Source organism: Rathayibacter sp. AY1E3, assembly GCF_002932235.1.
Lineage (GTDB): Bacteria > Actinomycetota > Actinomycetes > Actinomycetales > Microbacteriaceae > Rathayibacter.
In genome coordinates this window covers 25469-39068 of sequence record NZ_PSVN01000006.1, presented here as the reverse complement: position 1 = coordinate 39068, position 13600 = coordinate 25469, and the positions used below count along the sequence as shown (strand labels likewise).

Below are 13600 nucleotides of genomic sequence, written 5' to 3'. Positions count from 1 at the left end.
GGGGGGCGGCGTCTTCGCGAGGCGTATCCGGGGATCCGCGTTCCAGCGGATCCGCGTCGCCGTGCGCGACCCGCTCCTCGGGACCCGGCCGCGCGCTGGAGCCGACTGCGGGACGCCGCGCGGGGAGCGGTGCCGTCGCGAGGCGTATCCGGGGATCCGCGTTCCAGCGGATCCGCGTCGCCGTGCGCGACCCGCTCCTCGGGACCCGGCCCCGCGCTGGAGCCGACTGCGGGACGCCGCGTGGGGAGCGGCGTCCTAACCAGCGGCGCCGTCGCGAGGCGTATCCGGGGATCCGCGTTCCAGCGGATCCGCGTCGCCGTGCGCCTGCCGCTCCTCGGGACCCGGCCGCGCGCTCGGGCCGACTGCGGGACGCCGCGCGGGGAGCGGCGCCGTCGCGAGGCGTATCCGGGGATCCGCGTTCCAGCGGATCCGCGTCGCCGTGCGCGACCCGCTCCTCGGGACCCGGCCCCGCGCTCGAGCCGACTGCGGGACGCCGCGCGGGGAGCGGCGCCGTCGCGAGGCGTATCCGGGGATCCGCGTTCCAGCGGATCCGCGTCGCCGTGCGCATCCCGCTCCTCGGGACCCGGCCGTGCGCTCGAGCCGACTGCGGGACGCCGCGCGGGGAGCGGCGTCCTAACCAGCACTGTGCAAGGCGAACGCCGTCACGAACCCGAGCACCGCGTACAGCCCGGTGAGCACGTCGTCGCGGTCGAACGCCTCGGGGATCATCGTGTTCGAGATCATGGCGAGGATCGCGCCGGCGGCGACGGTCGTCACGAAGGCCACGACCGCGCCCGGTGCGGTGGCGAAGACCAGGAAGCCGACCAGCGCCGCGGCGGCCGAGATCGCGGCGATCCCGCCCCAGACGGTGAAGACGTAGCGGGCGGAGCGGCCGTCGGCCTTCATGCCGACCGTCGAGGACAGGCCCTCGGGGAGGTTCGAGATCGCGACCGCGGCGACGATGGGCACGCTGATCGCCGCTCCCGCTCCGCCCTGGGCGACCGAGAGGCCGAGCACGATCGATTCGGGGACCCCGTCGATCAGGGCGCCGGCCGCGATGGCCGCGCCTCCTCCTCCGCCCGACCCCTTCGCGCTCTTGCGGTTCCCCGCGCCGGCGCGGGTGAGCAGCGCGTCCGCGCCGACGAAGACGACGGCTCCCGCGAGCGTGCCGAGGATCGTCGGGAGCAGTCCTCCGTCGTCCGCCGCCTCCTGCACGAGCTCGTAGGCGAGCGCCGAGATCAGCACCCCTGCTCCGAACGCGGAGATCGCGGCGGTGAGCTTCGGGGGCACGCGCACGAACCAGGCGAGCGCGGCGCCGATCAGGAGGGTGGCGCCGCCGATGGCGCCGCTGGCGAGGGCGAGGGTCCAGGGAGGCACGGCTCCACCCTGGCACCGGCGGTGTCCGGCCGCGGCGGGCTTGACGGGGGCGCTCCGGCGGCGCTCGACCCGCCTCCGCCGGCCCCGACAGCTGTCGTGCAGGCGTCGGGCCGCGATGCCTGGCCGATCCTCGGCGATGGAGGGCCGCTCGGGCCGGGCGTCCCCGTAAACTGCCGGAATGGCGGAGTTCAGCGCGAGTGTTTTCCAGAACGAGTTCCTCTCGGACGGCGCCACCGACGTGCACGCCATCGTCACGGTGACCGCGTCCGGCACGGGGGTCGCCGGGTCCGACGGGGCCGCGGCCGAGATCATCATCGTGGACTGCTCCGGATCGATGACCGGCGAGAACATGACGGCCGCGAAGCGCGCTGCCGCCGTGGCCGTCGACCAGATCCTGGACGGCACCTTCTTCGCCGTCGTGGCCGGGTCCGAGCGCGCCGACCGCGCCTTCCCGTACCCCAACGCCACCGTCTCGATGGTGCGGATGGAGCCGGGGGCGCGAGCCGCGGCGAAGGAGGCGATCGGCTACCTCCAGGCCGACGGCGGCACCGCGATGGGCACCTGGCTGACCCTCGCCCGCCAGCTGTTCGCGACCGTGCCGGAGGCGACGCAGAGGCACGCGATCCTCCTCACCGACGGCAAGAACGAGCACGAGTCGCGGATGCAGCTGGACGCGGCGATCCGCGCGGCGTCGGGCGACTTCCAATGCGACGTGCGCGGCGTCGGCTCCCGCTGGATCGTCGAGGAGGCGCGCACCATCGCGAGCGCCCTGCTGGGCACCGTGGGCCTGATCGCGAACCCGGCCGACATGGCGGCCGACTTCGAGTCGCTGATGCGGGCGTCGATGGGCCGGGGAGTCGCCAACGGCGAGCTGCGCGTCTGGACTCCGCAGGGCGCGCAGCTGCTCTTCGTCCGCCAGGTCGCGCCGAACCTCGAGGACCTCAGCTCCCGGCGGAACGCCGTGAACCCGCTCACCGGCGCCTACCCGACCGGCGCCTGGGGCGACGAGTCGCGGGAGTACCACGTGGCGGTCCGGGTCGCGTCGAAGCCGGTCGGCTCGGAGCAGCTCGCCGCGCGGGTGCAGCTCAGCGTGCGCGACGAGGTGGTCGCCTCCGCCCTGGTGAAGGCGCGCTGGACGGACGACTCCGCCCTGACCGCCCGCATCGACCCCGCCGTCGCCCACTACACCGGCCAGACCGAGCTCGCCTCGGCGATCCAGGACGGGCTCGCGGCCAAGGCGCGGGGCGACGAGGCGACCGCCACGGTCAAGCTCGGGCGCGCGGTGCAGCTCGCCTCCGTCACCGGGAACGACGAGGCGACCGCGAAGCTGCGGAAGGTCGTCGAGATCGACGACCCGAACGAGGGCACCGTGCGGCTCAAGCGCGGCGTGGACCGCCTCGACGAGATGGCGCTGGACACCGCGTCGACCAAGACCACGCGGGTGCGCAAGTGAGCTTCCGCTGTCCCGAGGGGCACACCTCCCAGTCCGGCGACTACTGCGACGTCTGCGGGGCGCCCATCGGTGCCGCTGCGGCCCCGTCGCCCGCTCCCGCCGCGCCGACCACCGCGATCCCGACCGGCCCCTCGGTCTGCCCGCACTGCTCGTTCCCGAACGAGCCCGGCGCCCTGTTCTGCGAGAACTGCGGCTACGACTTCACGACCGGCTCCCTCCCCGAGGCCGATCCGTTCACCTCCTCCGGTGCCGTCCGCGCTCCGGGCGAGGTCGGCGGCTCCGCGACGCCGTCGGGGGACCCGGCCCAGCACCTGGGCGAGGCGCCCGCGCCGCAGGCCGATCCCGCGGCTCCCACCGAGCTGGTCCCGGAGCAGGAGGCCGGCTTCGACACCCCCGTCGCGACCGCGCCGCCCGCCGCTCCGCCGACCGAGGTGATCCCGGAGGCCCCTGCACCCGAGGCCGCAGTCCCCGACGCGGCACCCGGGGCCTCAGCGTCGGAGGAGGAGTCCGCGTCCGCGCCGGCCACCGGCTCCGCCCGCCCCGCCACCGCCTCCGCGGACCCGGACCGCCCGTGGATCGCCGAGCTCTGGGTCGACCCGGAGTGGTACGCCGAGCAGCGCGCCGACGACCCGATGCCCTCGCCCGGCCCGCCCGCGACCGTCGTCCTCCGCGAGCGCACCCTGCTCGTCGGACGCCCGTCCGTCTCCCGCGGCATCTCGCCGCAGGTGGACTGCGGCTCCGACTCCGGTGTCTCGCGGCGCCACTGCCAGCTGAGCACCGACGGCTACCGCTGGTGGGTCGAGGATCTGCAGTCGGCGAACGGCACGTACCTCGCCCCGGCCGGGGCGCCGCTCCCGCAGTCGCCGATCGCCGCCGGTCAGCGCCGCGAGGTCGAGGAGGGCGACCGGATCTACGTGGGCGCCTGGACGCGGATCGTGCTCCGTCCCGCGTTCCCCGGCGAGGCCTAGGGCCCCGCGCCCGGTCGGTCAGCGACCGGCGAGCGCTCCGAGCATCCACGACAGCGCCGCGATCGCGCCGACGCCGACCACGCTCGAGCCGATGATCACGGACCGCCGGATCCGTGCCGCGCGCGAGTCCGAGGCGGTCGGCGCGCCCGAAGCCGAGCCCGTCGTCATCCCGCCGCGGAGCCGGTGCGCGACCTTGTCGGCGGTCGGCCGCTTCTCCGGGTCCCTCTGTGTCATCGAGGTCAGCAGCGCCCGCCACTCCGCCGGCAGGGTGTCGGGCACGGAGGGGCTGCGGTGGAGGCGGGCGATCGCCGCCTCGAGGACGGTGCCCGAGTACTCCCGGTGACCGGTGATCGCCTCGAGGAGGACCAGGCCGAGGGAGAAGACGTCGCTCGCTCCGCTGATCGGCTCGCCCGCGACCTGCTCCGGGCTGACGAAGCTCGCGGTGCCGATCACGACGCCGTCGCTGGTCAGGCGGGAGCCGTCCATGAAGTGGGCCACGCCGAAGTCGGTGAGCTTGGCGGTGCGGGCGTAGCCGCTGGAGGCGACCTCGCTGACCAGGATGTTCGCGGGCTTCACGTCGCGGTGCACGACGCCGCGCTCGTGCAGGTAGGCCAGGGCCTCGGCGAGCTGCGTGCCGATCGCCGCGACCTCCGCCGCCGGGAGGGGGCCGGACTCGAGCCGCGCCTCCATCGTGGGGTCGGCGACGAGCTCCATCACGACGTAGCGGCGGACCTCGCCGCCGAAGTTGTGCAGCCCCGCGTCGAAGAGGTTGACGATGCCGGGGTGGGCGAAGGAGCTCAGCATCCGCACCTCGCGCTCCTGGCGGGCCACGTCCTCAGGGTTCGAGGCCTCCGCGCGGAACACCTTCACGGCGACCTCGCGCTGCACGGTCTCGTCGCGGGCCCGGTAGACCGAGCCCATCCCGCCGGAGCCGATGCGCTCGATCAGGTGGTAGCGGCCGGCCACCTTCTGCTGGGCGGCGTTCGCGGCGACGGTACTCATGGCGATCCCGCCTTCCGCTCGAACGGTGCGCTCCGGAGCGCACGAGGTGGGCGCCTGCGACGACGGTACCGCGGGGCGGCGCCGGCCGGGTCGGCGGAACGGGGGGATTGACACTCCCGGCCCCGGACGGGGGGACGAATGGCCGCTCAGCGCACCGATCCGCACCCCCCCGCCGCGGGGTCAGCGGAGGCCGCTGCGCGCGAAGCCCTGCACGAAGTAGCGCTGGAACACCAGGAACAGCACCACCATCGGCACGACGTTCACCAGGGCGAACGCCATGGTCGCTCCGTAGTCGCTGCCGAACTGCCCCTGGAGGAAGAGCAGCCCGATCGGGAGCGTGAACAGCGCGTTCTCCTTCAGGGCGATGAGCGGCCAGGCGAAGTCGTTCCAGGAGCCGAGCAGCGACATGAAGAAGAGCACGGCGATGAGCGGCTTCGAGAGGGGGAGGACGATGGCCGTGAACACGCGGAAGTGCCCGGCGCCGTCGATCCGGGCCGCCTCGATCAGGTCCCGCGGGATCGCGAGGATGAACTGCCGCGCCAGGAACAGCCCGAACGCCGATGCCGCCGTCGGCAGGATCACCGCCCAGTAGCTCCCGTAGAGGCCGAGGTCGGTGACGAGCCGGAACAGCGCCACCATGATCACCTGCACGGGCAGGGTGAGCGTCGACAGGGCCAGGAGGAAGAGCACGCCGGATCCGCGGAACCGCAGCTGCGCGAAGGCGTAGCCGCCGAGCAGGTTGATCGTCACGGTGATCAGGGCGGTGACCAGGCTGATCGCGAGGGAGTTGCCGAACCAGGTCGCCACGGGGAACGACGAGAACACCCGCTCGAAGTTCACCAGCGTCAGCTCGCGCGGCCAGAGGCGGAGGGTGCCGCCGAGCAGCTCGGACCGCGAGGAGAACGCGACGACGACCATCCAGTACAGCGGGAAGACGATGACCACCGAGACACCGAGGGCGAGGGCGAGGCGGAGCAGGCGCGAGGTGCGCGACGTGCGAATCATTCGACGAGGTCCCTCGAGCGGTTGGTGCGCCACTGCACCGCGGTGAAGATCATGGTCAGGATCAGCAGCACGATGCCGATGGCCGCGGCGTAGCCCTGGTCGCGGGTGACGAACCCGGTGTCGTAGGCGTAGGTCACGAGCACCGAGGTCGCGTTCTGCGGTCCGCCGCCGGTGAGCACGAAGACGATGTCGAACACCTGGAACGAGTAGATGACGTTGAGGATGAGCAGGAAGAACGACGACGGGCCGACCAGCGGCAGCGTCACGTGGCGGAACTGCTGCCACGCGTTCGCTCCGTCGAGCCGGGCCGCCTCGTAGAGCGCCGGGTTCACCCCCTGCAGCCCCGCCAGGTAGATCAGCATGTTGAAGCCGGTGCGCCACCACAGGGTGACGAGCACCACGGAGGCGAAGGCCGCCGCTCCGCCGGACTGCCAGGCGATGCGGGGGAGGCCGATCGTCTGGAGCATGCCGTCGAGCACGCCGCTGTTCTCGTCGAAGATCAGCACGCCCATCAGCGCCGTCGCCACTCCGGAGACCGCCATCGGCAGGATGAGGATGCTGCGGAACACCGGCCGCGCGGGCAGCACCGAGTTCATCAGCACCGCCGCGCCGAGGCCCAGCGCCATCGAGAGCGGGGTCACGATCAGGGTGAACAGCGCCGTGTTCAACGTCGAGCGCCAGAAGAGGCCGTCGCCGAGCAGCCGCGCGTAGTTGTCGAGTCCGACGAAGACGCCGTCGCCGAAGCCGTTCGTGCGCTGGAAGCCGATCAGGAACGCGCCGCCCAGGGGGACGAACACGAACAGGCCGAGCATCAGCAGGTTCGGCGCGAGGAACGCGTAGGCGGCCGCGATGCCGGAGGTGAGGCCGGCGATGGTGTCCTCGGTGCTGCGCCCGCCGACGAAGGCCTGCTCCAGCTGCTCCTTGAGCACCGTGATGATCGCGGCCATGTCGGGCGAGGCGACCTGCGCCGAGTCGGACGCCTGGACGGTGCCCGCCTGGCCGAGGAACACCTCGGCGAGCTCGGGGCGCACGGCGAACTCGATGCCCGACTCCGTGAGGTCGCGACGGGTGGGGAGGAGGGAGGCGCCGGCGCAGAAGTCGCGCATCGCCTCCTCCTCCGTCACGAACGCGAGGAAGGAGGCGGCCAGCTCCGGGTTCTTCGCGGCCTTGGTCGCGACGAGGGCGTTGCCGCCGAAGTCGCCGCCTCCGCGCACGTTGCGCGGGGAGTAGGTGGCGCCCCACTCGAAGTCGAGGGTGGAGTCGGCGTCGGGGATGAGGAACGCGCCGGCGAAGGTCATCGCGGTGGTCTGCGAGTACCAGAGGTCGCTGGCGTAGGTGGTCGCCTGCACGGAGCTGCTCGGCGGCACGAGGCCGTCGGTGAAGAAGCTGCGGCTGAAGTCGATCGCGGCGCGGCCGGCGGCGGAGTCGATCGCGGGCCCGGACAGGTCCTCGGTGAGGAAGCGGCCGTCGGCCTGGAAGAGCAGGCTGAGCCAGCGCGTGACGCCGTTGCCCTGCCAGTTGTAGGCGAAGGGGTAGCGCTCGGCGGGGAGCGAGGCGCGCAGCTTCCGCCCGACCTCGGTGAACTCCTCCCAGGTCCACGCCTCCTCGGGCGAGGAGGGGAAGGAGGTGACGCCCGCGTCGGCCAGCACCTGCGTGTTGTAGAGGATCAGCGAGGTGTCGGTGTGGTGGGGGACGCCGAAGGGGCTCCCGCCGCTCTGCACCGCGGCCCAGGCCGGATCGGTGAACCGCTCGGCGACGTCGGAGTCGAGGAAGCCCGACAGGTCCAGGAGCTGGTCGCGGCCGGCGTAGCTGCCGAACGTGTAGTACGGGACCCGGAAGACGTCCGGCGGGTTCCCCGCCTGCAGCTGCGCGTCGATGTTGGTGAACATCTGCTCGTACGGGACCGCGTTGAGGGTCACGGTGGCGCCGGCGTTCGCCGACTGGAACGCGTCGATCGCGCGCTGGAAGCCGGCCAGCTCGGCGTCGGTGCCCCAGGTGGTGAAGGTGAGGGTGTCGCTGCCGGCGCTCGCCGCGGGGCCCGCGGGGGCGAAGCCGCAGCCGGAGAGGACCGGGACGGAGGCGGCGACGCCGAGCGCTCCGAGGAAGCGGCGGCGGTCGAGGACCGCGCGTCCGAGCTGCGAGTGGTTGAGAGCCCCCGAGCGGAGCCCCTTGCTGGTCAGGCCCATGACGGCCTCCTTCCGGGGGCCAGCGGCAGGCTCCCGGGGGCAGGCTATTCCGGCAGGGCCGCGGTTATCGCGGCTGGACGGATCGGCCGATCCATGAGAGGAGCGGCCGATCCGCCCGGCGGGCGTTCAGCCGCGGCGGCCGAGCATCCCCTCGAACGAGCCGTCGAGCGCCCACGGGTCGGGCGTGGAGCCCGAGCGGGAGGAGCGGGCGGCCTGATCCGCCAGCTCGCGTCCGGCGCGCTCGATGCGCGAGGGCAGCGCCCGTCCGTCCTCGGTCGCGCCGCCCCAGTCGTCCGTCGCCGCGAACACGGTGGTCGCGAGGGGCGCCGCGTGCAGGTAGGTGAAGAGCGGGCGCATCGCGTAGTCGACGGCCAGGGAGTGGCGGGGGGACCCGCCCGTGGCCGCCAGCAGCACGGGCAGACCGCGCAGCGCCTCCGTGTCGAGCACGTCGACGAACGACTTGAAGAGCCCGCTGTAGCTGGTGGTGAAGATCGGCGTCACGGCGATCAGGCCGTCGGCGCCGGCGACCGCGTCGAGCGCGGTCTGTAGTGCGGGGCTCGCGAAGCCGGTGAGGAGGTTGTTCGTGACGTCGTGCGCGAGGTCGCGCAGCTCCACGACGCTCCGCTCGACGGCGAAGCCCTGCTCGGTGAGGGAGGACTCGGCGGCGTCGGCCAGGCGGTCGGCGAGCAGCCGGGTCGAGGACGGCTGGCTGAGGCCGGCCGAGAGGACGGTGATCCTGCGGGTGTCCATGGAGAGCTCCTGACTAGACGGTGACGGGCTCGGCCGCGGGCTGCGCGTCGCGCGCGGCCACGAGGGAGGCGTGGGTGGGGGCGTCGGGCACGTGCGCGGGGCGGCCCTCGGCGAAGCCGGCGCGGAGGGCGGGGAGGATCTCGCCGAGCATGTCCATCTGCTCCAGGACGGTCTTCAGCGGGAGTCCCGCGTGGTCCATCAGGAAGAGCTGGCGCTGGTAGTCGCCGACGTACTCGCGGAAGCCGAGGGTGCGGTCGATGATCTGCTGCGGGGAGCCGACGGTGAGCGGGGTCTGCTCCGTGAAGTCCTCCAGCGAGGGGCCGTGGCCGTAGACGGGGGCGTTGTCGAAGTAGGGGCGGAACTGCGAGACCGCGTCCTGCGAGTTCTTCGCCAGGAAGATCTGCCCGCCGAGGCCGACGATCGCCTGGTCGGCGGTCCCGTGGCCGTAGTGCTCGAAGCGCTGGCGGTAGAGCTGCACCATCTTCTGGGTGTGCGAGGCGGGCCAGAAGATGTGGTTCGCGAAGAAGCCGTCGCCGTAGTAGGCGGCCTGCTCGGCGATCTGCGGGGAGCGGATCGATCCGTGCCACACGAACGGCGCGACGCCGTCGAGGGGGCGCGGGGTCGACTGGAATCCCTGGAGGGGCGTGCGGAACTGGCCCTCCCAGTCGACGAAGTCCTCGGTCCACAGGCGGTGCAGCAGGTCGTAGTTCTCGATCGTCAGCTCGATGCCGCGGCGGATGTCCTTGCCGAACCACGGGTAGACGGGGCCGGTGTTGCCGCGGCCGAGCATCAGGTCGACGCGGCCGCCGGCGAGGTGCTGGAGCATCGCGTAGTCCTCGGCGAGCTTCACGGGGTCGTTCGTGGTGATGAGGGCCATCGCGGTGGAGAGCGTGATCCTCTCGGTCTTCGCCGCGAGGTAGCCGAGCGTGGTGGTGGGGGAGGAGGACCAGAACGGCGGGTTGTGGTGCTCGCCCAGGGCGAAGACGTCGAGGCCGATCTCCTCCGCCTTCAGCGCGATCGCGAGGGTCGCCTGGATCTTCTCGGACTCGGACGGGGTCCGTCCGGTCGTGGGGTCGGTCGTGATGTCGCTGACCGTGAAGATGCCGAACTGCATCAGGCGCTCCTTCTGTCCTCCGGCCCGGTGGGGCCTGGTCCATGCGTTTGCATGTACATCCTCATTCAACCACGAGCGACCGGATCTATTCCCGTGGATCCCCGAGCCTCCGCCGGCCTGTCGCAGGACGGCGCCGGTGCCGTGCCCGGACGTCGCCGACCCGCCCCGCTCGCCCCGCGGCCGCCCGAAACATCCCCGCAATACGCCCCGCACTAGAGTCGTGCCATGGGTGACCTCTTCGACGGATACGGGTCCCAGAAGGTCGAGCGGCCCGACACGGGCGCCACCCCCTGGGACGAGATGTTCGCCGACGTGGCGTCGACCGGAGGCCCCGACGGGGTCCGCGGCGCCTACCGCGACATCTACTCCTCGCTCGCGCGGATGACCCAGGAGGAGCTGCGCGGCCGCACCGACGCGCTCGCCTCCTCCTACCTCGCGCAGGGCGTCACCTTCGACTTCGCGGGGGAGGAGCGGCCGTTCCCGCTCGACGCCGTCCCCCGGGTGATCGAGCGCGCCGAGTGGAACGAGGTGCAGACCGGCATCAAGCAGCGGGTCCGTGCTCTCGAGGCGTTCCTCGCCGACGTCTACGGCCCGCAGAACGCCGTGGCCGACGGCGTCATCCCCGCCGGGCTCATCTCGAGCTCCAGCCACTTCCACCGGCAGGCCGCGGGCATCGTCCCCGCGAACGGCGTGCGGATCCAGGTGTCCGGGATCGACCTGATCCGAGACGAGAAGGGCGGCTGGCGGGTCCTCGAGGACAACGTCCGCGTGCCCTCCGGCGTCTCCTACGTCATCTCGAACCGCCGGGTGATGGCGCAGACGCTGCCCGAGCTGTTCGTCTCGATGCGGGTGCGCCCGGTCGGCGACTACCCGAACAAGCTGCTGCAGGCACTGCGCGCCTCCGCCCCCGACGGCGTCGACGACCCGACCGTGGTCGTGCTCACCCCGGGCGTCTACAACTCCGCCTACTTCGAGCACACCCTCCTCGCCCGCCTCATGGGTGTCGAGCTGGTCGAGGGCCGCGACCTGTTCTGCACGGGCGGCAAGGTGTTCATGCGCACCACCTCCGGCCCGACCCGGGTCGACGTGATCTACCGCCGCGTGGACGACGAGTTCCTCGATCCGCTGCAGTTCCGCGCCGACTCGATGCTCGGCTCGCCCGGGCTGATGCTCGCGGCCCGGCTCGGGAACGTCACGATCGCCAACGCGGTCGGCAACGGCGTCGCCGACGACAAGCTCGTCTACACGTACTTGCCCGACCTCATCCGCTACTACCTCTCGGAGGAGCCGGTGATCAAGAACGTCGACACGTGGCGCCTGGAGGATCCGGGAGCGCTCGAGGAGGTGCTCGACCGTCTCGACGAGCTCGTCGTGAAGCCGGTCGACGGCTCCGGCGGCAAGGGCCTGGTCGTCGGGCCGGCCGCCTCGGCGAAGGAGCTCGCGGAGCTGCGGTCCCGCCTCCAGGCCGACCCGCGCGGCTGGATCGCGCAGCCGGTCGTGCAGCTCTCCACCATCCCCACTCTCGTCGACGACGGGATGCGCCCCCGGCACGCCGACCTGCGGCCCTTCGCCGTGAACGACGGCACCGACGTCTGGGTGCTGCCCGGCGGCCTGACCCGCGTCGCCCTCCCGGAGGGGCAGCTCGTCGTCAACTCGTCGCAGGGCGGCGGATCGAAGGACACCTGGGTGGTCGGCCTCGAGGAGGCGCGCAGCGCCGAGCCCGAGGCGCGCGACATCCAGGCGCTCGTCGCCGAGCAGGCCGCGGTCACCAGCTCCATCCCGATCGTCTACCCGCTCAACCACACGCCCGACCACTCGCCGCAGGACGCGCCGAACACCGACCAGGACCAGCAGCAGCAGCAGACGCTCGCGGCGGGGGAGGACGACTGATGCTCTCCCGGATCGCCGAGTCGCTGTTCTGGATCGGCCGCTACATCGAGCGGTCCGACGGCACCGCCCGCATCCTCGACGTCCACCTGCAGCTCCTGCTCGAGGACCCGTGGATCGACGAGGACACGGCCTGCCGCTCGCTCCTGTCGGTGATGGGCTCGACCCCGCCGGACGACATGCGCGAGATCACCCGCGCCGACGTGCTGGCGATCCTCGCGATCGACCGCACGAACCCCGCCTCGATCGCCTACTCGCTCGGCGCGGCCCGCGAGAACGCTCGCCGGGCGCGCGAGATCGTCTCGACCGAGCTCTGGGAGTGCCTCAACACCACGCGCACCCGCATGCCGCGCCGCGTCTCGGGCGAGCGGGTGTCGGAATTCTTCAGCTGGGTGAGGGAGCGCTCCGCCCTCGCCGTCGGCATCATCGAGTCGGCGACCTCGCGCGACGAGGCCTGGCAGTTCTTCACCCTCGGCCGCTCGATCGAGCGCGCCGACATGACCGCCCGCCTGCTCGCCACCCGCTCGCTGACCGAGGCGAGCGGCCCCTCCTGGACCACGATCCTCCGCTCCTGCGGCGCCTACGAGGCGTACCTGCGCACCTACCGGGGCGTGCCGAGCGCGCGGAACGCGGCCGAGTTCCTCCTCCTGGACCGGCTGTTCCCGCGCTCGATCCTCTTCTCGGTCTCGCGGGCGGAGGCGTGCATGCGCGACATCGAGCCGCGCACCGGCCGCATCGGCCACTCCGGCGACGCGCAGCGCGTCCTCGGGCGGATCCGCAGCGAGCTGGAGTTCCGGCCGATCACCGACATCCTCGAGGACCTGCCGCGGCACATGGACAGCGTGCAGGAGGCGACCTCGGCCGCGTCCGAGGCGATCCGCCAGCGGTACTTCCCCACCAACGTCATGCCGAGCTGGATCGGGGAGGCGCTGTGAGCAGGCTGCGCATCAGGCACACCACGGGCTTCACCTACGCGGGGGACGTGGTCGCGTCCTACAACGAGGCGCGGATGCTCCCCGCCTCCTCGGACGGGCAGCTGGTGCTGTTCTCGAACCTCGACATCCGGCCGGTGACCTCGGTGCACGCCTACACCGACTACTGGGGCACCCGCGTCTCGTCGTTCGACGTGCTCGACGCCCACCGCGAGCTCTCGCTGACGGCGACCTCGCTCGTCGAGATCCGGCCGAAGCAGCACCCCGACCACCCGACCGGATGGGATCAGCTGTCCGAGCAGGTCGAGACGCGCACCGAGTACGTGGAGCAGTCGAAGCAGACCCACCGCACCGCGCCGCCGGAGGACCTCGCGGCGATGGCGCGCTCGCTCGCGGACGAGGCGGCCGGGCCGTGCGAGGCCGCGCTCACGATCGCCGAGACGATCGGCCGGGCGATGACCTACCGGCAGGGCGTCACCGGCGTGCACTCCACCGCGACGGAGTCGTGGACCGCGCGCGAGGGCGTCTGCCAGGACATCACGCACATCGTCCTCGGGGCGCTGCGCTCGGTGGGCATCCCGGCGCGCTACGTCTCGGGCTACCTGCACCCCAAGCCGCACGCCGAGATCGGCGAGACCGTGGTGGGGGAGTCGCACGCCTGGGTCGAGTGGTTCTGCGGAGGAGCGTGGCGCGGCTACGACCCGACGAACCTGATCGACATCGGCGACCGCCACGTCACCGTCGGCCGGGGGCGCGACTACAACGACATCGCGCCGTTGCGCGGGGTGTTCGCCGGGCCCCGCTCGTCGAAGCTCTTCGTCCGCGTCGAGATCACCCGCGAGGCCTGAGGGCGGGTGGCGGACGCGCCCGGCGTCGGGGGCGACCCGTCGAGTGGGCGGTCCGCGGATCCGCCCGGCGTGCGGACC

At 72.6% G+C, this 13600-nt stretch carries 11 protein-coding genes; 5 read left to right on the top strand and 6 right to left on the bottom strand.

The window, feature by feature from the left end:
- Window positions 1-633: 633 nt before the first annotated feature.
- Window positions 634-1377, bottom strand: coding sequence for a ZIP family metal transporter (locus tag C5C53_RS06605; RefSeq protein ID WP_104223842.1), 744 nt, complete (start codon window positions 1375-1377; stop codon window positions 634-636).
- A gap of 178 nt (window positions 1378-1555) precedes the next feature.
- On the opposite strand from C5C53_RS06605, the gene C5C53_RS06600 reads away from it, so the two are divergent.
- Window positions 1556-2830 carry a VWA domain-containing protein gene (locus C5C53_RS06600; protein ID WP_104223843.1) on the top strand — a complete coding sequence of 425 codons (1275 nt, stop codon included), beginning with the start codon at window positions 1556-1558 and terminating at the stop codon, window positions 2828-2830.
- On the top strand, window positions 2827-3798 hold the full coding sequence (locus C5C53_RS06595) for an FHA domain-containing protein (protein WP_104223844.1): 972 nt from the start codon (window positions 2827-2829) through the stop codon (window positions 3796-3798). The genes C5C53_RS06600 and C5C53_RS06595 overlap by 4 nt, the downstream gene beginning before the upstream one ends.
- A gap of 18 nt (window positions 3799-3816) precedes the next feature.
- On the opposite strand, the gene C5C53_RS06590 is transcribed toward C5C53_RS06595, so the two are convergent.
- From C5C53_RS06590 to C5C53_RS06570, 5 genes are all read right to left on the bottom strand, one after another.
- A complete protein-coding gene (locus C5C53_RS06590; protein WP_104267131.1) occupies window positions 3817-4800 on the bottom strand; it encodes a serine/threonine-protein kinase in 984 nt (327 codons plus the stop codon).
- Between the two features lie 180 nt (window positions 4801-4980).
- A complete protein-coding gene (locus C5C53_RS06585) occupies window positions 4981-5805 on the bottom strand; it encodes a carbohydrate ABC transporter permease (RefSeq protein WP_104223846.1) in 825 nt (274 codons plus the stop codon).
- On the bottom strand, window positions 5802-7991 hold the full coding sequence (locus C5C53_RS06580; protein WP_104267130.1) for an extracellular solute-binding protein: 2190 nt from the start codon (window positions 7989-7991) through the stop codon (window positions 5802-5804). Before C5C53_RS06580 ends, C5C53_RS06585 begins: the two co-directional genes overlap by 4 nt.
- 126 nt (window positions 7992-8117) lie before the next feature.
- On the bottom strand, window positions 8118-8741 hold the full coding sequence (locus C5C53_RS06575; protein ID WP_104249848.1) for an FMN reductase: 624 nt from the start codon (window positions 8739-8741) through the stop codon (window positions 8118-8120).
- A 13-nt stretch (window positions 8742-8754) separates the two neighbouring features.
- Complete coding sequence (locus C5C53_RS06570) at window positions 8755-9855, bottom strand: LLM class flavin-dependent oxidoreductase (protein WP_104226200.1); 1101 nt, start codon at window positions 9853-9855, stop codon at window positions 8755-8757.
- Between the two features lie 225 nt (window positions 9856-10080).
- Here C5C53_RS06570 and C5C53_RS06565 point away from each other — a divergent pair, with 225 nt between their 5' ends.
- Genes C5C53_RS06565 through C5C53_RS06555 form a run of 3 tightly spaced genes read left to right on the top strand, consistent with a single transcriptional unit; the run spans window position 10081 to window position 13522 of the window.
- Window positions 10081-11745, top strand: coding sequence for a circularly permuted type 2 ATP-grasp protein (locus tag C5C53_RS06565; protein ID WP_104223850.1), 1665 nt, complete (start codon window positions 10081-10083; stop codon window positions 11743-11745).
- Window positions 11745-12677, top strand: coding sequence for an alpha-E domain-containing protein (locus C5C53_RS06560; protein ID WP_104223851.1), 933 nt, complete (start codon window positions 11745-11747; stop codon window positions 12675-12677). Before C5C53_RS06565 ends, C5C53_RS06560 begins: the two co-directional genes overlap by 1 nt.
- Window positions 12674-13522 (top strand): transglutaminase family protein, encoded by an 849-nt coding sequence (locus tag C5C53_RS06555; RefSeq protein WP_104267129.1) that lies wholly within the window; start codon window positions 12674-12676, stop codon window positions 13520-13522. The genes C5C53_RS06560 and C5C53_RS06555 overlap by 4 nt, the downstream gene beginning before the upstream one ends.
- Window positions 13523-13600: the final 78 nt, after the last annotated feature.